The organism is Trichormus sp. NMC-1 (assembly GCF_001858025.1).
Lineage (GTDB): Bacteria > Cyanobacteriota > Cyanobacteriia > Cyanobacteriales > Nostocaceae > Anabaena.
The window spans coordinates 360579-385969 of the sequence record NZ_LZQD01000003.1; the positions used below are offsets into that span (position 1 = coordinate 360579).

Consider the following 25391-nt stretch of genomic DNA (forward strand, 5'->3'; position numbering starts at 1 on the left):
CTGCGTGAGAAAAAAGAAGATTTCCCACACAGACGCAAAAACACCGCTAAATTAACTTATCGGGCGTAATTGGTAACTCCCGAATGCGTTTACCTGTAGCATGATAGATGGCATTAGCGATCGCTGGTGCAACACCTGTAATCCCAATTTCCCCTACACCACGAACCCCCGCAGGATTAAAATTCAAATCCGGTTCACCCACAAAAGAGACTTGAATCCGGGGAATATCTGCATGAGTTGGGTAATGGTAAGTAGCCAAATCATAAACCACGGGATAACCGATATTGGGATCAAAATGGCACTCCTCCATCAAAGCTTGCCCAATCCCCATAATTACAGCCCCCCGAATTTGAGAAGCTGCGGTTTTAGCGTTCATCACCTTACCAATATTCATCACAGATACCCACCGCGTCACCTGTAAGCGCCCGATTTCCTCATCGAGACTGATTTCGCAAAAATGTGCGCCCCAGGACTGAAAAGCCCATTTACTACCCTCTTGACTAGGAGCAGAAGAGCCTGTTGCTTCAAAAGCCGCCCGTTGAGATTGACGCAGACTTGCAAAAGCCTCCTCGGCAGTTTTGGCTTGGGCAGTTTTGAGAACTTCCTCACAAGCTACCATGACCGCAGGAATTAAAGTTGCAGTCATTTGCGAACCACCAGCCATACTACCGTTAGGGAATAGAGAATCACCCAATTCCACCCGCACCTTTTCCACAGGTAGCCCTAAACCTGCGGCTGCTGTACTGGCAACAATAGTATATGCACCCGTACCCATATCATTTCCACTGGTGAGAACATGAGCCGTACCATCTGCTAAAAGCCTGATTTTCACGGAAGCTGCACCTCGTAAACCGGGAAAAGTGCAACTAGCCATTCCCCAACCAATTAATTTACCGTCACGAGTCAGAGAACGAGGTTTTTTCGGTCTTTCTTGCCAACCAAATTGTTCTGCACCCACCCGCAGACATTCGGCAAAATGTTTAGCCGAGAAAGGTAAACCACGCCGGGTATTTTCCTTAGTTTCGTTTTTTAACCGTAGTTCTATGGGATCTATTCCCAACTCCCAGGCCAATTCGTCCATTGCTGACTCTAGGGCATATAAACCAGGATTTTCTCCAGGCGCACGCATAAATGTGGGTGTACCGATATTCATGACTGCTAGTTCTTGCTGGAGGCGCAGATTTGGGGCAGCATACATGACTGCGGTGATATTTGTACAGGGTTCAGTAAAAACATCAACTGGGGAAGTATAGGATTTAGCAGTATGTTCAATTCCCTGCAAACTACCATCAGTATTTGCAGCTAAACGAACTGTTTGCTCAGTTGCCGAACGGTGTCCAGAATTGGCTGTCATTTGTCGGCGGCTGAGAACTACTTTCAGAGGGCGCTGGAGTTTCCGAGCCGCTGCTGCACAAAGAATTCCATGAGGCCAGGGAAAAGCTTTAGAACCAAATCCTCCCCCTAAAAATGGCGTAACAATCCGCACTCGCTCCGGTGTGAGTCCAAAAAGTTCTGAGTATGTGTTCTGACTACCAGCTACCCACTGAGTTGCTTCATAGACAGTGAGGGAATCGGGATTTTGCCAGTGAGCAATAATGGCATGAGGTTCCATTGGGGCGTGCAGTTCTGTGGCTGTTTTGTAGGTAGCTGTAATCTTTACTGCTGCACCTGCCATGCTATCGGCAAAGTCCCCTTTTTCAAATTTCATTTCTTCCCCAAACATGGAAGGAGCATTTTTAAAGGTCGCTTGCTTGGGGTCTAAAATGGGTTTTTGGGTGGTGTATTCTACTTGAACTAAATGGGCTGCGTCTCTTGCTTGTTCAAAGGTATCTGCTACTACTAAGCCAATAATCTGCCCAGCATAATGAATTGTGTCATCTGCTAATGGTAGCCGTGCTTCGTAGATTTTGGAGTTGACAAAGTTGTTGGTGGGCTTAAAAATTTTCGGGGCATTTTTATGGGTGAAAACGGTAATTACCCCTGGTGCTTTTTCTGCGGCTTGGGTATTGATACTTTTAATTTTCCCATTGGCGATACTAGCAGTTACGAGATAACCATGTATTAAATTGGGTATTTGATGTTCGGCTGCGTAGGTTGCTGTACCTGTTACCTTTGCTTGTCCATCTTTGCGGTTAATGCCAGTCCCAATTATTGTATTATTCATGCGATGCCTCCTCCTTGAGCCGAAACCTTGAGGGCGCGACGAATTGCCCGTTTTGTGAGTTCAATTTTATAACCGTTATCAGCCAAGGGTTTTGCTCCTTGTAACGCGATATCTGCGGCTTGTGTAAATGTGGTGATATCTGCCGATTTACCTATTAAAAACTTTTCTGCGGCTGTGGCTCGCCAAGGTTTATGTGCGACTCCACCTAGAGCCAAGCGGACATCTGTAATTTTTTCCCCAGCCAATTCTAAAGCCGCTGCTACTGATATTAAAGCAAAAGAGTAAGAAGTGCGATCGCGCAGTTTTAGATAAACTCCCGATTTGGCAAAGGATACAGGTGGTAAAATTACGGCGCTAATTAATTCACCTGGTGTTAAATTACTATCTCGCTGGGGCGTATTTTCTGGGAGACGGTGGAAATCTACAAAGGGGATTTGCCGTTTACCCTGAGAACCTTCTACTTCTACCACAGCATCTAAAGCTGCCAGCGCCACACACATATCCGAGGGATGAACTGCCACACATTGATCACTAGCACCTAAAATAGCGTGCATTCGATTAATCCCTGTTGCGGCTGCACAACCACTTCCAGGCACTCTTTTGTTACAAAGAAAAGCAGTATCGTAATAGTAGGGGCAACGAGTTTTTTGTAAGAGATTTCCCCCGACTGTGGCCATATTGCGAATTTGTTGAGATGCACCGGAGAGAATCGCTCTAGTTAATATAGGGTAATTGCGGCGGATATCGGCATGATCAGCTAAAGCCGTATTTGTCACCAATGCCCCGATTCGCAAACTACCATTAGCCATTTTTTCAATGCTTTGCATCTGCAACCGAGAGATATCAATCAGTTGTGATGGCTCGTCTAAAAAGGCTTTCAGGCGATCGACTAAATTTGTTCCCCCACCAATAAACATGGCATTATCATCGGCTACCGCTCGGTTGACGGCATCTTTGACTGAAGTGGCGCGAATATAGGTGAAATTATTCATGATGCTTGTATTCCTTCAGAAACCATCACATTTGCCATGGGGGAAGGGGGTTTTTGACCAATGGCCTGTTGGACTGCGGCGACAATCCCATTGTAAGCACTACACCGACAGAGATTCCCACTCAATCGCTCTTTGATTTCCGCTTCTGAGAGTTGAGCTAACTGGGGAGGATTATTCAAATCTGAAGTAACAGCACTAGTACAACCGCGTTTAACTTCCTCCAGTAAAGCTACAGAGGCGCAAATTTGCCCCGGTGTGCAGTAACCACACTGAAACCCATCGTTGTCAATAAAGGCAGCTTGTATAGGGTGGAGAGTATTCCCTGTTGCTAGTCCTTCAATGGTGACAATTTTTTTTCCTTCCTGCATGACTGCCAAGGAAAGACAAGAATAAACTCGTTGTCCATCAATAAGTACGGTACAAGCGCCACACTGTCCATGATCACAGCCTTTTTTACTTCCCACTAATCCCAAGCGTTCCCGCAGGGCATCAAGGAGGGTAACACGCGGCTCAACAGTTAGGGCGCGTTGCTCACCATTGACATTCAGTGTCATATTCATCTCACCTTTGCCTCCTGAATTAGTTTCTTTGGCTACACTTCTTTGATTGAGCAATGAAGGAACAGTAATAGCTGCTCCGGCTGTAGTGAGTGCCTGTTCTAGAAACCCACGTCGGGATGTTTTCCCTGGTTTCTGGTTATATTGTTCCATAATTGGTATTAATAACGTTATTATTAATGATATAGCAGGTTTAAATGTGCTGTTCGCAAATGGGAGAGATTTAAATCATGATTCTCATCTTTTTTCATCCTCAACAAAAACCAATTTCTCAATTTCTTGTCTGTTACACCCTCTAAGTAGGGCTTGCTGATAGCGTAGCGTAAGCCATATAAATGTAAAACCTTTTATTTTATTCAGTCTTACTACTGACTGCAAATAACAAATGCAGACAATTTTCACAAAACATCGCCTACTTTGGGCAATTTTACTTCTAGTTAGCGCCTTGGTAATAACGTTATTAGTTTCCCTTTCTCAAGGTGCGGTTCCTTTGAATTTATCGGAATTTTACCAAGCAATTCTACGCCAAGGCGACCCCATTAAGCAAACTATTCTTTGGGATTTACGGCTACCTCGTATTGTTGCGGCGTTAATTGTGGGTGCGGCTTTGGGAATGTCGGGCGCACTTTTGCAAGGAATGTTACGTAATAGTTTGGCTGACCCTTTTATATTGGGAATTTCTGCTGGTGCAGGACTAATTGTCATTATTATGATTGTTTTGCAAGTTTTCCCCATAGCGATTCCTTTAGCAGCTTGGTTGGGGGCAATTTTGACCTCGGCTATAGTTATTTTCCTCGGTCGTGCAGGTGGGGGAATTTCTGTGGAAAGATTGATTTTAGGAGGAGTTGCTGTTAGTGCTTTGTTCGGTTCTGTACAAAGTACATTGTTATTAATGGCGGAAGATGGACAGGTACAAATTGCGCTAAGTTGGTTAGTGGGTAGTTTAAATGGTCGGGGTTGGACAGAAATTTCTACAGCTAGTCCTTATATTATTGTGGCTTTATTGTGCGGATGTTTGTTGGCGCGATCGCTCAATGTCTTGGCTTTGGGTGATGATTTGACTGTAGGGTTGGGGGTTTCGTTAATGCGATCGCGTTTATTAATTGGTGGTATTGCTACTTTATTAGCCGCAGGTGCTGTTAGTATCGGTGGTTTAATCGGTTTTGTGGGGTTGGTTGTTCCTCACGGTGTACGTTTAATTGTGGGAACAGATCACCGTTTTGTTTTACCACTTTCAGCTTTAGCGGGTGCATGGTTATTGATGTTTGCAGATTTACTTTCTCGACTAGGTGCAGTAGAACTTCCTGTCGGTTCTGTAACTGCTTTGTTGGGTTCACCGTTGTTTATTTGGTTGCTTTATCGTCGTTCTGGTGATATTTAAGAATTCAGGAGTCAGGAGTCAGGAGGAAGAATTAGAAGCAGCTTTTGAATAGTTGCTTTGGCGGAAAAGTGATAAGTTTTGGATGGGTAAAATGTCTATTCCTTGCACCAACTTAACTTTTTTAGCCCTGAATCCCTTGAGCTATCTAGGTTTTACATTTATATGGCTTACGCCACGCTGCGCTATCAGCAAGCCCTAATTATGAATTATGAATTATGAATTACGAATTATTTTAATACTTATAATTAGGACGGACGCAGAGATTCTTTAATCAGCAATTAAGCCCAGATAATTACACAGTCAATCTGATGTAACTATTAGTAAGATGAATTTTCTCTGGGAGACATACGCCATTGTTTCATCATTTCTCGCTGTTCTGTATTCAAAACTGCTTGAATTTGTTTTCGTTGATTGCGTATAATTCTATTAACTGCCTTTTTTTGATTTGCTGACAGATTTAGCGATCGCAGTCTACTCATTGACAATTTATCACTACTATTATCAGCAGATTCAAATTCCTCTTGCTGTTCAGAAGATAGGAGTGCAACTACTTTCGCTTCATTTTGCGTTCTAATTCGTCTTATTTTGGCTTGTTGATTGTCAGTTAAGTTCAGTTCTGACATTTCTTCTGGATATTGATTTATATCTCTTTGGGATGAGCGATTATTTCTGCCATTTTCAGATGAGCGATTATTTCTGCCATTTTCAGATGAGCGATTATTTCTGCAGCGATTATTTTCTTTGGGATGAGCGATTATTTCTGCCATTTTCAGATGAGCGATTATTTGTACCATCTTCAGATGAGTTATCATTTGTACCATCTTCAAATGAGTTATCATTTGTGCTATTTTCCGTAGAATCAATGGGAAAAGAAGCTCGATTACGATTAGGAGAAGTTAATTGACATCCTGTAGTCAGAATAGCGATAGCTAAAACCGCAGCAGGTATAGCAAAAATACTCAACATCCGTTTATAGTTCATGAATTGATACTCCATAAATACATCTCAATCTAATCGAGGCATACTATTTTTATATCAGTTATTTTGGGGTAAGCTTCAAAAAATATAGCTGCTTTTAACAACTTTAAAAAAGTACCATCTCGATCTACTTAAATAAAGTCGATGTGAGATGGTAATAACAATAATTAGTAAAAATATTTGCCAGGATAGTCTACTTTAATATCGACGTTCTCGACGAGTTTCTTGTCTGTGGTTATCGTCTCGTCTGTGGTTATCGTCTCGTCTGTGGTTATCGTCTCGTCTGTGATTATCGTCTCGTCTCTGATTATCGTCTCGTCTGTGACGAATTTCTTGCCGATTATTTCTATAATTGTTTGGATTGTCAGCTAATGCTGGAGATATACCTACACTACTTAGTGTGATTAAACCAAGTGTACCAAGCAAGATAAGATATTTGTGTAAATTCATAGTCAGTTTTCTTGAGAATGAAATTAGTTTTAGGGTTGCTTTATTTCAACCTACTTAAAGCATAAAATTAGAGTTGCATGGCGATATAGGTAAAAAGTCACTAATATAGTCATGACTAAAGTCATATTCTTCGGACATTGTGAAAAGGTAATTAGGTTGCAAAAAATGATGCAGTCTGCTAGAAATAAAATAGCGAATCAATTGTTTTTTTATTTTAATGAGTTTTAAAATCTTAAAATGCCTCTTGAATTACAAAATCTCACAGGTGGTTATACTGTTTCGCCAATTATTCAAAATATTAATCTTTCTTTGCAAACTGGAGAATGGTTAAGTTTAGTTGGTGCTAATGGTTCTGGCAAATCTACTCTACTCAAATTAATTAGTCGAATTCTTTCACCACAGCAGGGAGTCATATTATTAGATGGGAAAGCAATTCACTCACAACCTCCCAATTTAATTGCTCAAAAATTGGCACTTTTACCCCAACAACAAACAGTTCCTGTCGGTTTAACAGTACGTCAATTAGTGAGTTTAGGAAGAACACCTCATCAACCTTGGTGGCAATGGGAATTAAGTTCTGAAGATAGACAAAAAGTTGAAGCAGCAATTAAAAAAACCCAATTAGAAAAATTTAGCAATCGCTTAATTGAAGAATTATCAGGGGGTGAAAGACAACGGGCTTTTTTAGCTTTAGCTTTAGCTCAAGAACCCAAGGTATTATTATTAGATGAGCCTACCACTTATTTAGATATAAATTATCAATTACAATTATTAGAATTATTAAAAAATCTCAATCAGCAGCAAAATTTAACCATAGTCACAGTTTTACATGAATTAAATTTAGCCGCGCGGTATAGTTCCCGGATTGCTTTATTAAAACAAGGTCATCTTTGGGAAGTTGGTACACCAGAAGCAGTGCTAACACCAAATAATATTGCTCAAGTTTTTGGGGTAGAATCTATAATTATTAATACCCCCGTTGGCTTACAGGTTTGTGCAATTTCTGCTGTTCTTTAGAAGATGTTTTAAAAGTCAAATCGCTTCTCTACGAGACGCTGCGCGAACGCTCCAAATTAAAAATTAAAAATTATTAATTAAAAATTGCAATCAGTGGAGGCTTGCACCCAAAATTAATTAAAAATTATTATTAATCTTAAATTTTTAACTTTTAATTTAAAAAAGGTCAATTGCGATTTGTCATCGTCATTGCTAAAATAAATAGGACTATACTTTTTTATCAAATATGAAATTACCAGAACTTGAACAAGCCACAATAGACAGAATTGTAGAAATGGCATGGGAAGACAGAACCCCTTTTGATGCTATTGAGATTCAATTTGGGCTACTGGAAAAACAAGTGATTGCTATCATGCGTCGGGAGATGAAAGAATCTAGTTTTAGAATGTGGAGGGAGCGTGTAACTCAGCGGAAGACGAAGCATTTAAAAAAGCGAGATTTTATCGCTGGAACTTTTAAATCTGATAATCAAAAAACTTATTATTAATATTATCTTCTTAGTCAATTGATGAATAATAAATTAAAGTTTCCTGTTCAAGTCACAGATACCAATGAATTTATATATCAACCACCGACTGCGGCTATTAATGCTAAACAAATTTTAGTCAAACCTAATTTGGGTTATCCAGTTGCACCTCCTGTAACTGTCAGCATGAAAGTCTTAGGTGCGGTACTTCAAGGTTTACGTTCCTGTAATCCTCATGCCGAAATTTTAATTGTTGAAGGTGTATGTTCACCAGTTTCTTTACCAGAAATAGCCAGTCGTAATGGTTTATATTCATTGCTAGATGTAGGAATGCAATTATTAGATGCAGATGAATTACCATTGAAAGAATATCCCAATCTTTCTCCTCAACCAGTTCGGTTTAAAACAATGCTGGCTCCCGCAATTTTAGAAGAAGTAGATTGTAGAATTTCTGTTGGTGCTTTCAAACGTACATATATTAATGACAAGCCTTTAATTTCAGCTTCTTTAAAAAACTTGTATGGGTTGTTTCCTCGCAGTCGTTATAAAGCCAGAAGTCCAAAATCACGAGGACAATTACACCGTCCTTCTGTTCCTTTAATTTTGCAAGATGTTTATTTCACTATTGGACATTTATTTAATGGTGCGGTTGTAGATGGTAATCTCAAGTTTATCAGTGCAGATTGGAAACCAGATAAAGGTAAATCTATAGAATTAGGTAAAGTATTTGCTGGTGAAGATATGCTGACAGTTGACCGTGTGGCTTGTGAAATTGGTGGAGAAACAATAGCCGATTATTTAGATGCTATTGAAAGTCTCCGAGGTTAAGTAATCGCTATAGTCCCCTCATCGCTTGCGGGGAGGGGGTTGGGGGTGGGGTTTTTCACTCAACCGAGAACCGCTACATTTACTCCATCAACATCAACTGTAAAGGATGTAAATGTACATACCAAGGAAAAGATTGGTCTTTAATTTTCATCCATTTTTCCTTATAAACTTCAGCTTGTAAATGGTAATCATGAGCATCCTTAGCAGGTGAATGCAACTTTAAAAATAAAGTCACCCGGTGAGGTGTTTCGCTGATTCTGGCTATCCAACAAGGGAAAGTATTTTCTTGATTAGGGTTGTTGCTAAAGGTAATTTGATGAGCGCGAATACCAATGTGAGATAATTGATTAGGAATTGTTTCTGTAACTTTGAGAATACAACCCCAATCAATTGCTTCTACTTTTTGTGGTGATATCGCCACAGCTTGAGAAAAGTTTTTACACCCAGTAATTTGGGCAACACTCATACTAGCAGGATGCTGAAAAATTTCATATTTAGAACCATGATGAGCTTCTTTTCCCTGTTCTAATACTAATAAATTAGGACACAGCCGATAAGCTTCTTCCATGTTGTGAGTAACAAATAAAGTCACACCCGAATAATCAGCTAAAGTTTCTGTCATTTGTTGTTCTAACTGACTACGTAAATGTGTATCTAAGGCAGAAAATGGCTCATCTAAAAGTAATGCTTCTGGTTGACTTGCTAAAGCTCTAGCTAAGGCTACTCGTTGTTGTTGTCCTCCAGAAAGTTGGTGCGGATAGCGATCGCCTAATCCTTGTAATCGCATTGCTGATAATTGCTGTTCTACCTCTAACCGTATATTTCCATTAGATAATCCCTTGGGTAAACCAAAAGCGATATTTTGCGCTACAGTCAAGTGTGGAAAAAGGGCATAATTCTGGAATAAAAAACCAATATTGCGATCACGGCTAGGAATATTAATGCTTTTTTCTGAATCAAATAATACCCGATCATTCAACAATATCCGCCCTCTTGTTGGTGTTTCTATTCCTGCAATACAACGCAAAATCATACTTTTTCCCGCACCAGAACCTCCCAACAATCCTAAAGGTTGGTCATCGGTATTAAAGGCAACTTGAAGATGAAAACTTGCTAGTCTTTTTTCAATATCTAGAAATAAATGAGATGTGGAATAATTTACAGGTGAAGATAAGGATTGATTCTCTAATTCTCCTGTTTCTGCTTTTTCCTTGGGTCGGCTTTTGTGCTGTAATTCTTGCCATAAGTTAGCCAAAATAATTCCTGATAAAGAAATTACCATAATAGCGATCGCCCAAAACCAAGCTTCATTTATTGCGCCGGCTTCTACAGCAAAATATATCGCCATTGGTATCGTCTGAGTTTGTCCAGGAATGTTACCCGCTAACATCAAAGTTGCACCAAATTCACCCAAAGCACGAGCAAAAGCTAAGGTAGTTGCTGCCACAATCCCAGGAAATGCTAAAGGTAAACTAATGCGCCAAAATATTGTTGATTCTTTAGCACCTAATGTCCTCGCTACCCGCAATAAATTAGCATCAATTTGCTGAAAAGCTCCCAATGCAGTTTTATACATCAATGGGAAAGAAACCACGGTTGCGGCAATGGCTGCACCATACCAAGTAAACACGATGGTGACATCAAATGGTTCCATCAATTTACCAACCGGTCCATTTTTGCCAAAAAATAGCAGCAGCAAAAAACCAACAACTGTAGGTGGTAAAATCAACGGTGCGACGAATATACCCTCAATTACAGATTTCCCTTTACCGCGATATCCCAACATCCAGTAAGCAGCACCAATACCCAAAAAGAAAGTGATAAACGTTGCTAATAATGAGGTTTTCAGCGATATCCAGAGGGGTGATAAATCCTGTGGCATAGTTTATATATTTCCAACTTAGTTGGTATTATACCCTAAACCAGAGAAAAAGCCCGTTACCGTTTTTCAGAATCAGACAAATATGAAAATTCACAAACATTTAACCATTCACACTTGCCTTGCAGCTTTGATAATTGGATTATGCATATCTGGGGAGAATATTCTCGCGCAAACCTTATTTCTTCCAGAAAAATTAATTGGGTTTGATACTCCTGACGGTGAAAAATTGTTAATTGAAAGTAAATTGCGGGCTGATTTTTTCCCTTTAAGTATGCAGTTTGTCACTCAAGATAATCTGGCTTATTGTGGAGTAGCAAGTATTGTGATACTATTAAACAGTTTAAAAATTCCTGCACCGGAAACACCAGAGTATAGAAAATTTAAAGTATTTACCCAAGATAACTTTTTTAGTAATGAAAAAACCCAACAAGTCATCTAACAAAAAAAGTTGCCTGGAGTGGAATGAATTTACAACAGTTAGGAGCATTACAGCACTTCCCGATGTGATGAGGTACAAGAGGCGATCGCAATTTCATCCCCAGATAAGTTGTAGTCAAATCCATGATGATTACTCCAATTTTCAATAATTTCTTGCTGCCAAATATTGATACATCTGCCAACGGGTTTTTACATCTGCTTGAGCTTCTTTAAGTAACTGCTGTGCCGTTTCTTCGTTAGTTTTGGTTAACATCTTGAAGCGGTTTTCTAGATACATATATTGTTCTAGCGGTAACTTTGGTGTGCGTGAATCCAGTTGTAGTGGGTTTTCTCCTTGCTTGATGCGGTCTGGATTAAATCGATACAATAACCATTGACCCGAATCGACAGCAGCTTTTTGATTTTGCATTGCTGTACTCATGTTGATCCCGTGGGCAATACAATGGCTGTAGGCAATAATTAGTGATGGGCCTTGATAAGCTTCGGCTTCCAAGAATGCCTTGAGAGTGTGTTCATCTCGTGCGCCCATTGCGACACTGGCAATGTAGATATTGCCGTAAGTCATGGCCATTAAACCCAAGTCTTTTTTAGGCGCAGCTTTACCTCCAGAAGCAAATTTTGCTATAGCTGCTTTGGGTGTGGCTTTGGACATTTGTCCACCTGTATTGGAATAAACCTCAGTATCGAGAATGAGAATATTCACGTTGTGTCCACTGGCTAAGACGTGATCCAATCCTCCAAAGCCGATATCGTAACCCCAGCCATCACCACCGATAATCCAGACGCTCTTTTTCACTAAATAATCAGCAATCGATTTTAGATTTTGGATTTTGGATTTTAGATTGGGGTTTTGTGTCAGAATTTTATCTAATTGTTGCTTGAGGATAGCAATTCTTTCTCGTTGTTCCCAAATATCAGCTTCGTCTTTTTGTTCAGCATCAAGGATACTATTTGCCAGTTTTTCGCCCACATCCGTTGCTAATTGTTTGAGTAATTCCGCAGCAAATTCGGCTTGTTTATCAATGGAAATGCGAAAACCTAGACCAAATTCAGCATTATCTTCAAATAACGAATTTGACCAAGCTGGGCCACGTCCTTCAGCATTTTGCGTCCAAGGAGTGGTGGGCAAATTACCGCCATAGATAGAAGAACAACCAGTGGCGTTAGCAACAATCATGCGATCGCCAAATAACTGTGTTGCTAACTTCAGATAAGGTGTCTCACCACAACCAGCGCAAGCCCCAGAAAACTCAAATAATGGTTCTTGCATTTGCTGCTGGTTAATATGAGTCAGTTGCAGATGACTTCTATCAGGATTAGGAATACTCAAAAAGAAATCCCAATTTTCCCGTTCTTGTTCCCGTAATGGTCTTTGCGGTTCCATGTTAATGGCTTTGCGGCGTAGTTCTGATTTATTCTTCGCCGGACAAACATCTACGCAAATACCGCAACCAGTACAATCTTCTGCTGCCACTTGAATAGTGTATTTCAAACCTTGCCAATCATGATCTTTTGCATTGGCACTTTTAAATGTCGGTGGTGCATTTTCTAACTGCTGCTGTTCGTAAACCTTACTACGAATGACACTATGAGGACACACCATCACGCACTTACCACACTGAATGCAGACATCCGTATCCCAAACTGGTATTTCTTGGGCAATGTTACGTTTTTCCCATTTCGCTGTACCAGTGGGATAAGTACCGTCTACTGGTAAAGCACTAACTGGTAGTTCATCCCCTTCACGGGCAATCATTTTACATAAGACATCACGGACAAATGGCGGTGCAGCATCAAGAATTGGGGATTGTTTTTCTTTCCCATTCCCTATTCCCAATTCCCTATTCCCCACCTCATACAAATTCTCTAAAGTGGTATCTACTGCTTTCAGGTTCATCTGGACAATTTCATCGCCTTTTTTACCGTAAGTCTTGCGGATAGAGTTTTGAATTTGTGCAATGGCTTCTTCTCGTGGCAATACACCTGATAAGGCAAAGAAACAAACCTGCATTACCGTGTTAATTCTGCCAGCCATGCCTGCTTGACGAGCAACTTTATAGGCATTAATCACATAAAATTTCAGGCGCTTTTGAATAATTTGCTCTTGTACTGATGACGGTAGATGATTCCAAACTTCATCTTTTTCATAAGGAGAATTTACCAAAAATATTCCGCCTGATACGATATCTTTTAAAATCGGAAATTTTTCGACAAAATCCCATTGATGACAGGCAACAAAGTTGGCTTTGCTGATTAAATAAGTTGAGCGAATTAATTGCGAACCAAAGCGTAAATGTGAAACTGTGACAGAACCTGATTTTTTAGAATCGTAGACAAAATATCCTTGAGCGTAATTGTTTGTTTCTTCACCAATAATTTTAATTGAGTTTTTATTAGCCCCCACCGTACCATCTGCACCCAAACCATAAAAAATCGCTCTGACTATATTGTCTGGTTCAATACTAAATTCGGGGTCATAATTTAAACTGGTGTAGGTGACATCATCATTAATACCGATAGTAAAATGATTTTTTGGTTCAGCCGTAGCCAGGTTATCAAAGACGGCTTTAATCATTGCTGGCGTGAATTCTTTAGAAGATAAACCGTAACGACCACCAATGACTTTGGGGGATGATTTTGCTGTTTGATTTTCCCATGCTTCATAAATAGCCGCGACTACATCCAAATATAATGGTTCACCAGATGAGCCTGGTTCTTTGGTGCGGTCTAAGACTGCGATCGCATGGGTAGTTTCTGGCAAGGCGGCGACAAAGCGTTTGGCATCAAATGGGCGATATAATCGTACTTTCAAAACGCCTACTTTCTCACCACGGGCGTTGAGATAATCTACTGTTTCATGTACTGCTTCGCAACCGGAACCCATCAGCACAATAACTCGTTCGGCTGCTGGGTTGCCGTGGTATTCAAATAATTGGTATTGTCGCCCAGTCATGGTGGCAAATTCATCCATGACTTTTTGGGTAATGTCTGGACAAGCTAAATAGTAAGAATTGACAGTTTCTCTGGCTTGAAAGTAGACATCAGGATTTTGTGTTGTCCCGCGCAAAACTGGTTTATCGGGAGTGAGGGCGCGTGAACGATGGGCAAATACTAATTCATCAGGAATGAATTCTCGCAAATCATCTGCTGTTAAAGTTTCTACTTTGTTAATTTCGTGGGAAGTACGAAAGCCATCAAAAAAATGTAGAAAAGGTATTCGTGATTCTAAAGTTGTCCTGGTGGCTATTAAAGCAAAATCTTGTGCTTCTTGGACTGATGCAGAACATAACATGGCAAAACCAGTACCACGGGCTGCCATAACATCGCTGTGATCACCGAAAATTGAGAGAGATTGGGCGGCAAGCGATCGCGCCGCAATATGAAAAACTGTCGGTGTAAGTTCGCCGGCAATCTTGTACATATTGGGGATCATCAACAATAATCCCTGGGATGCTGTAAATGTGGTTGTCAGTGAACCAGTTTGTAAAGCACCATGTACAGCACCAGCCACACCGCCTTCACTCTGCATCTGTACCACCGAGGGAACAGTACCCCAAATATTGGGTTTGACTTCACTAGCCCAAGTATCTGCCCACTCAGCCATTGGTGAAGAAGGAGTAATTGGATAAATAGCAATGACTTCATTCAGTTGATAGACGACTTGGGCAACAGCCTCATTACCGTCTATGATTGCAAAGCTTCTCTTGTTCATTTTTTTGCACCTGTGTCTCTAAGCGCTAGTAATGACTAAGCTGAATCTGCTTTTAACGTTAGGAGAAGAAGTTGAGAAACTTGTGAAGAAATCAAAGGGACTGGAGATTAGGAAAAATGTTTGCTAATCTGCACCCTGGAACTGTGTGCGATCGCTCATACACAATGTGCTGGAAAATTTTATTAAATATCTAAGCTGGAATTTTCGTCGATGATTTGAGTAATTTTTTGTAAAGCGATCGCAACTCCAGTTTCGGCAATGGGTGATAAGCTGTATCCTAATTCAAAGTTTACGCCGGGAACTTTTATCCACCAAGCTTGCGGACAACGACTATAAAGGGCTTGAGTCAGAGCTAAGAGCGATCGCGGATCGGCTGTATGTCCGGCTATGATGTTGAAAGATTCAGGTGAGATTGTTTCTACTTGCACCTGGTCACTTTCGGACGCTAAACAAGCATCGATAAAGATTGCCAAATCAGCATTTGCTAAAGTTTCGGCAAGTTCCGGGGTAAGTTGATGGACAGCAATAGATTTCACCTTTGATAGATGCAATGCTTGAGCTACTCGTTGTCCAATACCATCATCACTACGCAATTCATTACCATAACCAATCACTATCAATGTCTTATTCATGGTTGCTGATCCCATTTGGGAAAGGGAAAGCAGGAGAGTTATTAAGAGGATGTTTGAAAAGTTTTTAATGTATAAATCAACCCCTCTCCAAACCTCTCCCCGACACGGGAAGAGGCTTTGAAACCCCCATTCCCTCGTAGGGAAGGGGGGAAGGGGGGTTAGGTTTCTCTTGATTATCGGTTTCATCTAATACTTTTCAAACAACCTCTAAGACGATATTGTCAGATGCGATCGCTTCCGTAATCTTCTTGAAGATTTGGATAGAAAAAATACTTATAAATTGGCTCATAAAACCTAAACCTGGGTAGGGGTAAAGCGAATTCCTAAACCCCTACATATTGCATCAATCACAGGATATGCTGATGTAGAGACGTTTCATAAAACATCTCTACAATATGATTTCCCCAAACGATACCAGAAGCTACGCTAAGGTAGTTGTAAAGTTATTGAGTCCCAGAGTGCCTGTTAATCCTGTCACCTCAATGATGGCATCAGTAGTGGCACTAAAGCCGGCTGTAGCATTATTAATAGCGACAAAGGTACGGCTACCAAAGGTAAATTGAGTAGCAAAGTTAGCTGCAAAGTTGGTATTGGTTAACTTGGCTGCAATGCCTGCTGTATTAAGTGTGGCAACACTTCCCGCATTATTGAATCCGGCTCGTGCAGTGGAAACGAGGAATAAATCATTACCAACCGTAGCATTGAAGCCCGTAATAATGTCAAAGCTACTGAAGACGGAATCAGCTAAGTTGCGATAATCAAAACGGTCTACTCCAAGTCCCCCGGTTAGAGTATCTTTTCCATTTCCCCCGGTGAGTAAGTCATTGCCAGCACCACCATTAAGGATGTTATTACCAATGTTGCCAGTGATGACGTTATTACCAGCATTACCTGTACCGTTAATCGCGGCTGTTCCTGTCAAGGTGAGGTTTTCGACGTTAGGCAGGGTAGCTAGACTAAAGGTGACGCTGGATTGAATGGTATCTGTACCTTGCCCGGAAAGTTCAGTAATAATGTCGGTGGTGGTATCGACAACATAAATATCATTGCCTAAACCACCAATCAAGGTATCAATACCCGCACCACCAAACAGAGTATCATTGCCAGCACCACCATTAAGGATGTTGTTACCAATGTTGCCAGTGATGACGTTATTACCAGCATTACCTGTACCGTTAATCGCGGCTGTTCCTGTCAAGGTGAGGTTTTCAATGTTAGGCAGGGTAGCTAGACTAAAGGTGACACTAGATTGAATGGTATCTGTACCTTGCCCGGAAAGTTCAGTAATAATGTCGGTGGTGGTATCGACAACATAAATATCATTGCCTAAACCACCAATCAAGGTATCAATACCCGCACCACCATCTAGAGTATCATTACCATTTTCACCATCTAGGGTATCATTACCATTCTCACCGTAAAGGCTGTCGTTATCTTCTCCACCATATAACTTATCATTGCCTGCTCCACCGTAAATTGTATCTTTTGCAGAACCTGATACAGCAGTTTCTAGATCGCCATCAAGAATATCATCACCATTCCCACCATAGAGGATATCACTACCCGCACCCCCAAACAGAGTATCATTGCCATCTTCACCATCTAGGGTATCATTACCATTCTCACCGTAAAGGCTGTCGTTATCTTCTCCACCATATAATTTATCATTGCCTGCTCCACCGTAAATTGTATCTTTTGCAGAACCTGATACAGCAATTTCTAGATCGCCATCAAGAATATCATCACCATTTCCACCATAGAGGATATCACTACCCGCACCCCCAAACAGAGTATCATTGCCATCTCCACCATTCAGGGTATCATTACCATTTCCACCATTGATGATATCATTACCATTTCCACCATTAAGGATATCATTACCATTTCCACCATTGATGATATCATTACCATTTCCACCATTAAGGATATCATTACCATTTCCACCATTGATGATATCATTACCATTTCCACCATTAAGGATATCATTACCATTTCCACCATTGATGATATCATTACCATTTCCACCATTAAGGATATCATTACCATTTCCACCATTGATGATATCATTACCATTTCCACCATTCAGGGTATCATTACCATTTCCACCATTGATGATATCATTACCATTTCCACCATTAAGGATATCATTACCATTTCCACCATTGATGATGTTTGAATCTGTTTGTGCCACATACGTTCCGGGATTCGGATCTCCACCACCAAACGTTTGAACCCAATAGTGACTATAATTCGTTGTCCCTGTGTCATTCGCTAGGTATGCGTATCCCAGTCCCATGTGGGTATAATTGGCATTTAAAATATTGGCGCGATGACCTGGACTGTTGATCCAACTTTGAAATACACTCTCTGGGGTTAACTGCCCAGCCGCTATATTCTCCCCTGCTGAGGTGTAATTATAGCCCTCTGCGCTTATTCTTGTAAAAGGAGTCGAGCCATTTGGATCATTATGAGCAAAAAAGTCTCCAGTCGCCATGCGAATCGCGTATTTATCGGCCGCCTGATCTAATTCTTGAGATAATGTCAGGGATTGGCGACCATTTTGCGCCCGATATTGATTAACAAGGTTGAGAACTGTCTGATCAAACTGGTCTTGCCGTAATATAGCCATAAAATCCGTCCTTGGGTCGTTACACGTAAGTTGGCCATTTTAAAAACTGTTAACCCATTTGGGTTTTATTTATACTTCAGACGGTCATAATTTAACGCTTTTGTCATTTTGATCGCAGGGAAGAATCTCCGAGATATTGAGGAACGAAGCATGACAATCAAAAGCGCAATTTGTCCCGGTGTGTAGTATATTCAGTTCATAAATTGAATGGTTCAATGCTCCAGCTTACCCAAGTGTGTACTGAGTTCCGTACTGACTTGTACTGACTTAGATAATTTAAAAGGCTGTTTTGAGACTTAAACAGGAAAAGCTATCTGTAGATAAATAGAGATATCAGGGTCAAAAATGTTTATAAAGCCCAAATAATGCAAAATTCAACCTAAAATATACATAATATGGCAAATTTAATAGCTTTGCCACAAGATTTATTGTTTTATCAAAATTATAGCAAATATACTGAAAGTCTTAAGATTTACTCTATTTACAAATAGCTCATTATATGAAGTAACGAAATTTAGTATTTTAAAGCTTTTGTCATCTATCTAAGAATAGATTGTGAGAACTCATTAATCGTGAAAAAATGAAATCTATAACGTCTAAAATTTGGCAAAATCCCGATTAAAGACTTGATTATTTACATCAATCGGTAAATTCTGGGATTATTATTATTTATGCCAAGGTCACTCAGAGTTAGTCATGAATGTATTGAAAAAGTTAAAATAGCTGTTACACGCAATGGCTATCCCCATCAAAGAGCATTGGCTCATGATACCGGGTTGTCCTTAGCTACAGTTAGTAATTTCCTCACTGGTAAACCTGTTAGTTATGCAACCTTTGAAGAACTATGTTGCAGATTAAATCTAGATTGGCGACAAATTACCACTACGAATGAGGAAGTAACATCTATTTCCTCCACGAAGAACATACAAATATGTAAAAAAAAACCAGAATTTCAAGACTGGGGAACAGCGGTTGATATTTCAGCATTTTACGGACGCAGCCAAGAACTGACGCAGCTAGAGTCATGGATTTTAAAAGATAGCTGTCGGTTGGTAGCGCTGGTGGGTATGGGTGGAGTCGGTAAAACTACGTTAGCGACTCAACTGACAAAACAGATTCAGGATCAGTTTGATTATGTTATTTGGCGTTCAGTGCCTATCATCCCATCTTTTGATAGCATGATCACTGATCTGCTCTCCTTTATCTCCAATCACAAGGAACGCAAACCCGACATTAATCGACTCATGCATTATCTGCGTACCCGTCGATGTCTAATCATCTTGGATAACCTAGACACGGCTTTAGATGTTGGTAATACAGAATATATTCAGTTGATTAGAATAATTGCAGAAACCAACCATCAAAGCTGTCTAATTTTCTCGAGTCGATATAAACCTGCTGAAATCACTGTTCTAGAATTTCCAAAACTTCCTGTGTGTTGCTTCCGGTTGAGTGGTTCACCAGAAATAGCCTTTGCTTTAGTACAATCAAAACGACTCTTGGGAACAGATAAACAAAAGTACGAATTATGCCATCTATACGGTAATAACCCTCTAAAAATTAAAATTGTTGCCAATACCATTACTAACTTTTTTAATCGACATATTGGCAGATTTTTAGAAGAAGATACTTTATTAGTCAGTAATTATATTAAACGCTTATTAGAACAGCAATTAAATCCCCTCTCTCATATAGAACAGAAAATTCTTTACTGGTTGGCAATTAATCCGGATCTGACAAACATTGCTGATATAGAGAAAAGTATAGTATTTACTGTGTCTAAATCCCAGCTTTTGCAAGCAATGGAGGAATTATATTCACGCTCTTTAATTGAGAAAAAAAGAGGTAAATACATTTTGCTCCCTGTACTGTTGGAGTACGTGAAAGACCGATTTAAATAGGGTTTAAGGAAAAAGTTTTTTGGTGATAGCGTAGCGTCAGAAGGGGCGTATTGCAATACGCCCGTACAATTGCAATACGCCCGTACAGGAGTCAGGAGGGGGGAGTTTCTTCTTCTGTTTTGTCTAAGTCCCATTAACTATGCCAGTTGGGTAAGTCTTGTCAAAATTAACAATATTTGCCGATTTGGGCATCAGCGGTCTTATGATTAATGGATGTGGTGGAAACCATCATTAATGAGTTTCGACTACGGTAATCATGAGACAAGCTGTAAGGCGGTTCTATGTCTGAAACAAATTCTCAACAGATCATTAATACAGCCGTGACTCTCGTAAAAAAGTATACAGAGGGGAAACGCAATTTTAGTGAAGCGAACTTGGGTAATGCCGATTTACAAGGTGTTGATCTCAAAGGATGTGACTTCAGCTACGCTGACTTGAGTGAAGCTAATCTAAATGGTGCTAATCTTAGAGGCTGTGATTTCAGCTTTGCAAATCTCAGTCAAGCCAATTTGCAAGATGCTGATCTTCGGGGAGCCTTGTTATTCTCGGCCGATCTCCGTCAAGCTAATCTTAAGGGAGCGAAACTGGAAAAAGCAGATTGCGATCGCAGTACTCATTTTCCTCAAGATTTTGATCCAGCGCAAATGGGATTGCAGATTAAAGAGAGCTAAAAGCACGACTAATACCGTTTCACTTGAAGATTGATACAAATGGACAGATGCTCTGACGCGGAGATTCATTTGTAGCTTTAATTAAGTGAATTGATATTACACGCTCATTGCATAACTCTGCTATCAATTGGTAGTGAAAAGTCACGAGACCATTCATTCCAAGAGCCAAAATAATTTCTAGCAGAAATTCCTGCCTGTTCTAGGGCTATCAAACTATTAGCAGCCCTTGAACCCTTAAAGCAGTAAATATACACTTCTGACTCTGAAGTAATACCTACTGACTGACAAATTTCTCGGATTTCATCTGGCGATCTAAACGTGGGGATTTCCGACTCAGAATTCATCAGACGATGCCATTCTAACCATACTGCATTAGGGATTCTACCTTTGCGAGGACAAAAGTCAGGATGGTAGGGAGAAGAACTCAACCCAAGCCATTCGTGGCGATCGCGTACATCTAATTTAATAATTGCTGGATTGTCAATTGCTTGCAACATCTCGATGGTAGTCACCATCATGTCAGCGTGGGGATGCAATCTAAATATGCTGCTTTCACGTAATGGCACTTCATCGGTAGTAGTTAATCTCTCCCTGAGCCATGCTCTATATCCTCCTTGTAAGATAGATACCTGAGCGCAACCCAAATACTTCAGTAAGAAAGCTGCTCGACAAGATTGACCATAACCTTTATTTAAAGCATCTTCATAAACAATTAACTGTTCCGCACCAGATATTCCTACCCTGCTCATAATTTCTGCAAAATACTCTTGCAATTTCTTGAATCCTGCTGGGTAGGAATTGTCTAAAAGATAGGTGAAAAAATCTTTAATATTTATGGATTCAGGAATATGAGAAATAGCATAATCTTCTTGACTTCGCGTATCGATAATGACAGCCCGTGATGAATTTTCTGCTAACAGGGACGTGAGTTCTTGAGGAGAAATGAGGAGTTTTGTATTCACGCTTTCATACTTCTGTTCTCTTACCATTAGGCATTATCGCGCTTGGCAGATTTGCATTTTGAAATGCAAATCACAGAAGAATGAATATTGAATGTTATGAGAGAACTTTTGTGGCTTTTGATGCCGATTTTTTCCTTTTTTAATGGGTATCAATAAGCGCCTAAAATTACAATCAATTATTTTTCAAACAACCTTTGCGATTCCAGCTATAGAACTCAGGTCAATTAAGAATTACTCTCGCCAAACTTCATTAACGATACTCCCATCTTTCCCAACTAATTGAATATGCAAAGGCATTTGTCCTGCTGCATGAGTTGAACAACTTAAACAAGGGTCAAAAGCTCTGATTCCTGCCTCAACACGGTTTAACATTCCTTCAGGAATTTCTGAACCATGAATAAAATGTCGGGCAATTTGCGCTACTGTGCGATTCATTGCTAAATTATTCTGACCTGTAGCAATTACTAAATTTACTTTCTCAAGTAAGCCATTTTCATCAACTTTATAATGGTGAAATAATGTGCCTCTTGGTGCTTCACTCACACCCACTGCTTCTAATTGATTAATGCCAGCATCAGCACGCAATCGATTTGATAGTATATCAGGGTCATCTAGTAAAATTTCAATTCGCTCAATTGATGCCAGAATTTCAATTAAGCGGGCGTAGTGATAGAAAAATGATGAAGTGACAGTTCCTTTACCTCTGTCTCTAAATTCTCTCAATTCCGCATCAGCTAAAGGCGTACCAATGTGACTACAAACATTCAGACGTGCTAGGGGACCCACCCGATAAATACCACTATCTAAACGACAATGATCGCTTTGATCAGGATAACCCAAAGGACGATAGTAAGGAGACTTTAAATAAGAATCCGATTGAACCACTTCACCAATAAATTCTTGATAATTAGTGGGATCAAGTTTATCAGCAATGATATTTCCAGCACTATCTACAAAACGAAGATGTCCATCGTAGTTTTCCCACAAACCATCAGGACTAACTAACCCCATAAATAAGCTAGGAAAATTCCCAAAAGTTTGCACTTCTTTTTGATAATCATTGAGTAAGCCTTTAAATTTACCCAGTGCATCTAATACTGTAGTGCGTGCTTCGGGAATGCGGTTTTGAATATGAGTACGTCCTGCTATCGATAAAGGTTCGCGCACACCACCAGGAACCGCCCATGATGGGTGTATTTTTCGCCCACCTAATTGTTCAATAATCTCTTGTCCAAATTGACGCAAGCGAATTCCCCCACGCGCAAGTTCTGGCTGGGCTGCAATTAATCCAAAGACATTGCGTTTTTCAGGATCACTATCCATTCCTAATAATAAATCTGGGGCGCTGAGGTGGAAGAAACTCAAAGCGTGAGATTGGACAATTTGTCCCAAATTCATCAAGCGACGTAGTTTTTCAGCTGTTTTAGGAATTGTCACCGCCAGAATGCGATCGCCTGTTTTTGCCGATGCTAACAAGTGACTTACCGGACAAATACCGCAAATTCTAGCAGTAATTCCCGGCATTTCTGGAAAAGGACGACCAACACAAAACTTTTCAAAACCGCGAAATTCAGTTACATGAAAACGTGCATCATTTACTTGACCTTCGTCATCTAAATAGATACTAATTTTAGCGTGTCCCTCAATGCGAGTAACGGGATCAATAACAATTTTTTTCATAATTAATTGGATCAGGATGAAAGGATTAAAGGATTAACAGGATTTCTTGCATAACTTTACTTTAATAATTTTGAAGATTAATCCTGCTCATCCTTCATTTTTTGTGTTTATAGCGTTTCCTAATCACATGAGGTACATCATAGTCCCCTCATCGCTTGCGGGGAGGGGGTTGGGTTTTTGTACATCACTCAATCGAGAACCGCTATGGTAATTCAGAATTACGAATTACAAATCATAAACCCTAGCTTCAGAAGCTTCGGGATATTCATCACAGTAATCTTCAAAGGCTGTTTTAAGAGGTTTTTCGGCACGTTGATGGGCAATTTCTGCTTGTATTTCTTCCACCACATCCCAAGCTGCTGCACATTCAGCAGAATTGATGCCTTTTTCAGCACAAACAAGACGAGCTTTTTTAATTTCATCTTGTAATTCTTGTTCTAACAAAATTGAGCGAGGTTTTTCTAGACAACTACTCCGCGCTAAGATGTCAGTCAGTGAGATAATTCCTACTAATTCGCCACTAATTACAGGCGCACGACGGAGATGATTGTTAGCAAATAATCTGGCTACATATTCTAAACCTAATTCTGGATTAACCACAATACAAGGTTTAGTCATAATTTCATAAACACGGACTTTATTCGGGTCTTTACTATAGGCAATTACCTTATAAACAATGTCGCTTTCTGTGATAATTCCATAAGCATCTTGTTCATGACGACGATCTACAATTAATGCTCTCCAGTCTCTAGCTCTCATTAAATCAACAGCTTCTTTTACTGTTGCCGAACTGCGAATCATCGCCACATCTTTAGTCATCACATCTGCTGCTGTTAACATAAGTCACCTTGAAAATAATTGAAAGTTGAAAGTTGAAAGTTGAAAATGGTATTAGCCAAATTTAATCATTTCTCGTCCTTCTAAATGTGGTTTTTCTCCCTTTAATAAGGGTTCAAGTGCAGCACGAATACGAGGTGCTGAAGGCGGACAACCAGGTAAATAAATATCAACAGGTACTACTTGATGTACAGGTACAACTTTATCTAGTAAAGGTGGAACAATACCTGGTGAATGGGGAATTTGTTGGTTAGCATCAGCACCTTGTATATAAGCTAATTGTAAAGCAGTTTCAGCACCTCCAGAGATATTAAGTAAAGCGGTAACATTACCAGTAACAGCACAATCACCAAAGGAAATTATTGTTTTAGTCCGTTCTCTTACTGTATGAATCATTTCTAGATGATCTTCATTAGCTACTGCACCTTCAACTAATACCACATCCACGCCTTGAGGATATTCTTTAGCATCAGCAAAAGGACTAAAAACTAAATCTACTTGTTCTGCTAAATCAATCAGCCATTCATCCAAATCGAGAAAAGACATATGACAGCCAGAACAACCGCCTAGCCAAACCGTCGCTAATTTTATCCGAGTCATATTTTTGCCTTTTCAGTTATTATTAATGATTGCCATTCTTTAACTACAAAAGTAGGAATTGAGATATTAATTAATTTTGCACCGGGAAGAGGTATTGATAAAGTTAAAGGTTCGGAAGGTAATTGAGGTAATATCTTCGTCAAGTCATATTGACCAATAGTTGGTGCTGGGGCTTCATCTAAAAATATATCCATAGCATTCCAAACTTTACCTGTAGTCGAGGTAATTTTTAAAGGTTGGGGATGAATCAATTCAGCAGAACCAGGAAAACCAATTAAGCGAAGATTTATCTGAGAAGGTTGATCAGAATAAACTTGTTTAAATAAAACAACTTGCCAAACTTTTCCTGATTGATCATCTAATTTTACTTGTGAGCGATACATCACTTCTCCTGGTGAGTTTCCTAACTGAGTCACAGCAGCAAGTCCTGTCTGGGATGTGAGATTGACTAAACCCAGTAATATCAATGTTGTCAGTATTACCACTATGAGAATTTGCCAAAAGAAATGTCGAATATGGTGTAACATAAGATTGAGTTTTTGCTAACTTATTCATATAGGACTCCTATTTGAATTTTGAACAGAACTCCGTATACCTTGATTCCTTCTTTTCTG

At 39.9% G+C, this 25391-nt stretch carries 22 protein-coding genes; 7 read left to right on the plus strand and 15 right to left on the minus strand.

The window, feature by feature from the left end:
- Window positions 1-46: 46 nt before the first annotated feature.
- The 3 genes from A9Y75_RS12915 to A9Y75_RS12925 are packed head-to-tail and all read right to left on the minus strand — an operon-like array spanning window position 47 to window position 3866.
- Entirely contained in the window at window positions 47-2164 is a 2118-nt protein-coding gene (locus tag A9Y75_RS12915) for a xanthine dehydrogenase family protein molybdopterin-binding subunit (RefSeq protein WP_071189961.1), read from the minus strand.
- On the minus strand, window positions 2161-3156 hold the full coding sequence (locus A9Y75_RS12920) for a xanthine dehydrogenase family protein subunit M (RefSeq protein ID WP_071189962.1): 996 nt from the start codon (window positions 3154-3156) through the stop codon (window positions 2161-2163). Before A9Y75_RS12920 ends, A9Y75_RS12915 begins: the two co-directional genes overlap by 4 nt.
- Complete coding sequence (locus tag A9Y75_RS12925; protein ID WP_071189963.1) at window positions 3153-3866, minus strand: 2Fe-2S iron-sulfur cluster-binding protein; 714 nt, start codon at window positions 3864-3866, stop codon at window positions 3153-3155. Before A9Y75_RS12925 ends, A9Y75_RS12920 begins: the two co-directional genes overlap by 4 nt.
- A gap of 232 nt (window positions 3867-4098) precedes the next feature.
- Here A9Y75_RS12925 and A9Y75_RS12930 point away from each other — a divergent pair, with 232 nt between their 5' ends.
- Window positions 4099-5094, plus strand: a complete 996-nt coding sequence (locus A9Y75_RS12930; protein ID WP_071189964.1) for an iron ABC transporter permease — start codon at window positions 4099-4101, stop codon at window positions 5092-5094.
- A gap of 317 nt (window positions 5095-5411) precedes the next feature.
- Here A9Y75_RS12930 and A9Y75_RS12935 read toward each other — a convergent pair whose 3' ends face one another.
- The 3 genes from A9Y75_RS12935 to A9Y75_RS27600 all read right to left on the minus strand — a co-directional run bounded on the left by A9Y75_RS12935 (window position 5412) and on the right by A9Y75_RS27600 (window position 6522).
- Window positions 5412-5861 (minus strand): Spy/CpxP family protein refolding chaperone, encoded by a 450-nt coding sequence (locus A9Y75_RS12935; protein ID WP_071189965.1) that lies wholly within the window; start codon window positions 5859-5861, stop codon window positions 5412-5414.
- A complete protein-coding gene (locus tag A9Y75_RS28470) occupies window positions 5827-6075 on the minus strand; it encodes a hypothetical protein (protein WP_071189966.1) in 249 nt (82 codons plus the stop codon). Before A9Y75_RS28470 ends, A9Y75_RS12935 begins: the two co-directional genes overlap by 35 nt.
- A gap of 195 nt (window positions 6076-6270) precedes the next feature.
- Entirely contained in the window at window positions 6271-6522 is a 252-nt protein-coding gene (locus A9Y75_RS27600; RefSeq protein WP_143046417.1) for a hypothetical protein, read from the minus strand.
- 237 nt (window positions 6523-6759) lie between these two features.
- Here A9Y75_RS27600 and A9Y75_RS12945 point away from each other — a divergent pair, with 237 nt between their 5' ends.
- The 3 genes from A9Y75_RS12945 (at window position 6760) to A9Y75_RS12955 (ending at window position 8833) form a co-directional block, all read left to right on the plus strand.
- Window positions 6760-7539 carry an ABC transporter ATP-binding protein gene (locus A9Y75_RS12945; RefSeq protein ID WP_071189967.1) on the plus strand — a complete coding sequence of 260 codons (780 nt, stop codon included), beginning with the start codon at window positions 6760-6762 and terminating at the stop codon, window positions 7537-7539.
- A 226-nt stretch (window positions 7540-7765) separates the two neighbouring features.
- Window positions 7766-8026, plus strand: a complete 261-nt coding sequence (locus tag A9Y75_RS12950) for a TIGR03643 family protein (RefSeq protein WP_071189968.1) — start codon at window positions 7766-7768, stop codon at window positions 8024-8026.
- 21 nt (window positions 8027-8047) lie between these two features.
- Window positions 8048-8833, plus strand: coding sequence for a DUF362 domain-containing protein (locus tag A9Y75_RS12955; protein ID WP_071189969.1), 786 nt, complete (start codon window positions 8048-8050; stop codon window positions 8831-8833).
- A gap of 79 nt (window positions 8834-8912) precedes the next feature.
- On the opposite strand, the gene modB is transcribed toward A9Y75_RS12955, so the two are convergent.
- Window positions 8913-10715 (minus strand): molybdate ABC transporter permease subunit, encoded by a 1803-nt coding sequence (gene modB / locus A9Y75_RS12960; RefSeq protein ID WP_071189970.1) that lies wholly within the window; start codon window positions 10713-10715, stop codon window positions 8913-8915.
- Window positions 10716-10797: 82 nt separating this feature from the next.
- On the opposite strand from modB, the gene A9Y75_RS12965 reads away from it, so the two are divergent.
- Window positions 10798-11154 carry a phytochelatin synthase family protein gene (locus tag A9Y75_RS12965; protein ID WP_071189971.1) on the plus strand — a complete coding sequence of 119 codons (357 nt, stop codon included), beginning with the start codon at window positions 10798-10800 and terminating at the stop codon, window positions 11152-11154.
- A gap of 141 nt (window positions 11155-11295) precedes the next feature.
- Here A9Y75_RS12965 and nifJ read toward each other — a convergent pair whose 3' ends face one another.
- From nifJ to A9Y75_RS30345, 3 genes are all read right to left on the minus strand, one after another.
- Window positions 11296-14865: a pyruvate:ferredoxin (flavodoxin) oxidoreductase gene (gene nifJ / locus A9Y75_RS12970; protein WP_071189972.1), complete on the minus strand. Its 3570-nt coding sequence runs from the start codon at window positions 14863-14865 to the stop codon at window positions 11296-11298.
- A 182-nt stretch (window positions 14866-15047) separates the two neighbouring features.
- Complete coding sequence (locus A9Y75_RS12975) at window positions 15048-15497, minus strand: hydrogenase maturation protease (RefSeq protein WP_071189973.1); 450 nt, start codon at window positions 15495-15497, stop codon at window positions 15048-15050.
- Window positions 15498-15918: 421 nt separating this feature from the next.
- Window positions 15919-18126, minus strand: a complete 2208-nt coding sequence (locus tag A9Y75_RS30345; RefSeq protein WP_071189974.1) for a CAP domain-containing protein — start codon at window positions 18124-18126, stop codon at window positions 15919-15921.
- A 671-nt stretch (window positions 18127-18797) separates the two neighbouring features.
- Between A9Y75_RS30345 and A9Y75_RS12985 the strand changes: the two genes are divergently transcribed.
- Window positions 18798-20027: an NB-ARC domain-containing protein gene (locus A9Y75_RS12985; RefSeq protein WP_071189975.1), complete on the plus strand. Its 1230-nt coding sequence runs from the start codon at window positions 18798-18800 to the stop codon at window positions 20025-20027.
- A gap of 281 nt (window positions 20028-20308) precedes the next feature.
- On the plus strand, window positions 20309-20698 hold the full coding sequence (locus A9Y75_RS12990) for a pentapeptide repeat-containing protein (protein WP_071189976.1): 390 nt from the start codon (window positions 20309-20311) through the stop codon (window positions 20696-20698).
- Window positions 20699-20802: 104 nt separating this feature from the next.
- Here A9Y75_RS12990 and A9Y75_RS12995 read toward each other — a convergent pair whose 3' ends face one another.
- The 5 genes from A9Y75_RS12995 to A9Y75_RS13015 all read right to left on the minus strand — a co-directional run bounded on the left by A9Y75_RS12995 (window position 20803) and on the right by A9Y75_RS13015 (window position 25304).
- On the minus strand, window positions 20803-21660 hold the full coding sequence (locus A9Y75_RS12995; protein WP_071190140.1) for a sulfurtransferase: 858 nt from the start codon (window positions 21658-21660) through the stop codon (window positions 20803-20805).
- Window positions 21661-21891: 231 nt separating this feature from the next.
- Window positions 21892-23340: a Ni/Fe hydrogenase subunit alpha gene (locus A9Y75_RS13000; RefSeq protein WP_071189977.1), complete on the minus strand. Its 1449-nt coding sequence runs from the start codon at window positions 23338-23340 to the stop codon at window positions 21892-21894.
- 225 nt (window positions 23341-23565) lie between these two features.
- Entirely contained in the window at window positions 23566-24180 is a 615-nt protein-coding gene (locus A9Y75_RS13005; RefSeq protein WP_071189978.1) for a CP12 domain-containing protein, read from the minus strand.
- Window positions 24181-24231: 51 nt separating this feature from the next.
- A complete protein-coding gene (locus A9Y75_RS13010) occupies window positions 24232-24777 on the minus strand; it encodes an oxidoreductase (RefSeq protein ID WP_071189979.1) in 546 nt (181 codons plus the stop codon).
- Window positions 24774-25304 (minus strand): DUF3122 domain-containing protein, encoded by a 531-nt coding sequence (locus A9Y75_RS13015; protein ID WP_071189980.1) that lies wholly within the window; start codon window positions 25302-25304, stop codon window positions 24774-24776. Before A9Y75_RS13015 ends, A9Y75_RS13010 begins: the two co-directional genes overlap by 4 nt.
- Between the last annotated feature and the right edge of the window lie 87 nt (window positions 25305-25391).

What these genes read in the sequence shown, in the direction of transcription:
- A9Y75_RS12915 (WP_071189961.1), bottom strand. Translation starts at nt 2,164, where the DNA reads ATGAATAATACAATAATTGGGACTGGCATTAACCGCAAAGATGGACAA.
- A9Y75_RS12920 (WP_071189962.1), bottom strand. Translation starts at nt 3,156, where the DNA reads ATGAATAATTTCACCTATATTCGCGCCACTTCAGTCAAAGATGCCGTC.
- A9Y75_RS12925 (WP_071189963.1), bottom strand. Translation starts at nt 3,866, where the DNA reads ATGGAACAATATAACCAGAAACCAGGGAAAACATCCCGACGTGGGTTT.
- A9Y75_RS12930 (WP_071189964.1), top strand. Translation starts at nt 4,099, where the DNA reads ATGCAGACAATTTTCACAAAACATCGCCTACTTTGGGCAATTTTACTT.
- A9Y75_RS12935 (WP_071189965.1), bottom strand. Translation starts at nt 5,861, where the DNA reads ATGGCAGAAATAATCGCTCATCCCAAAGAAAATAATCGCTGCAGAAAT.
- A9Y75_RS28470 (WP_071189966.1), bottom strand. Translation starts at nt 6,075, where the DNA reads ATGAACTATAAACGGATGTTGAGTATTTTTGCTATACCTGCTGCGGTT.
- A9Y75_RS27600 (WP_143046417.1), bottom strand. Translation starts at nt 6,522, where the DNA reads ATGAATTTACACAAATATCTTATCTTGCTTGGTACACTTGGTTTAATC.
- A9Y75_RS12945 (WP_071189967.1), top strand. Translation starts at nt 6,760, where the DNA reads ATGCCTCTTGAATTACAAAATCTCACAGGTGGTTATACTGTTTCGCCA.
- A9Y75_RS12950 (WP_071189968.1), top strand. Translation starts at nt 7,766, where the DNA reads ATGAAATTACCAGAACTTGAACAAGCCACAATAGACAGAATTGTAGAA.
- A9Y75_RS12955 (WP_071189969.1), top strand. Translation starts at nt 8,048, where the DNA reads ATGAATAATAAATTAAAGTTTCCTGTTCAAGTCACAGATACCAATGAA.
- modB (WP_071189970.1), bottom strand. Translation starts at nt 10,715, where the DNA reads ATGCCACAGGATTTATCACCCCTCTGGATATCGCTGAAAACCTCATTA.
- A9Y75_RS12965 (WP_071189971.1), top strand. Translation starts at nt 10,798, where the DNA reads ATGAAAATTCACAAACATTTAACCATTCACACTTGCCTTGCAGCTTTG.
- nifJ (WP_071189972.1), bottom strand. Translation starts at nt 14,865, where the DNA reads ATGAACAAGAGAAGCTTTGCAATCATAGACGGTAATGAGGCTGTTGCC.
- A9Y75_RS12975 (WP_071189973.1), bottom strand. Translation starts at nt 15,497, where the DNA reads ATGAATAAGACATTGATAGTGATTGGTTATGGTAATGAATTGCGTAGT.
- A9Y75_RS30345 (WP_071189974.1), bottom strand. Translation starts at nt 18,126, where the DNA reads ATGGCTATATTACGGCAAGACCAGTTTGATCAGACAGTTCTCAACCTT.
- A9Y75_RS12985 (WP_071189975.1), top strand. Translation starts at nt 18,798, where the DNA reads ATGCCAAGGTCACTCAGAGTTAGTCATGAATGTATTGAAAAAGTTAAA.
- A9Y75_RS12990 (WP_071189976.1), top strand. Translation starts at nt 20,309, where the DNA reads ATGTCTGAAACAAATTCTCAACAGATCATTAATACAGCCGTGACTCTC.
- A9Y75_RS13000 (WP_071189977.1), bottom strand. Translation starts at nt 23,340, where the DNA reads ATGAAAAAAATTGTTATTGATCCCGTTACTCGCATTGAGGGACACGCT.
- A9Y75_RS13005 (WP_071189978.1), bottom strand. Translation starts at nt 24,180, where the DNA reads ATGTTAACAGCAGCAGATGTGATGACTAAAGATGTGGCGATGATTCGC.
- A9Y75_RS13010 (WP_071189979.1), bottom strand. Translation starts at nt 24,777, where the DNA reads ATGACTCGGATAAAATTAGCGACGGTTTGGCTAGGCGGTTGTTCTGGC.
- A9Y75_RS13015 (WP_071189980.1), bottom strand. Translation starts at nt 25,304, where the DNA reads ATGTTACACCATATTCGACATTTCTTTTGGCAAATTCTCATAGTGGTA.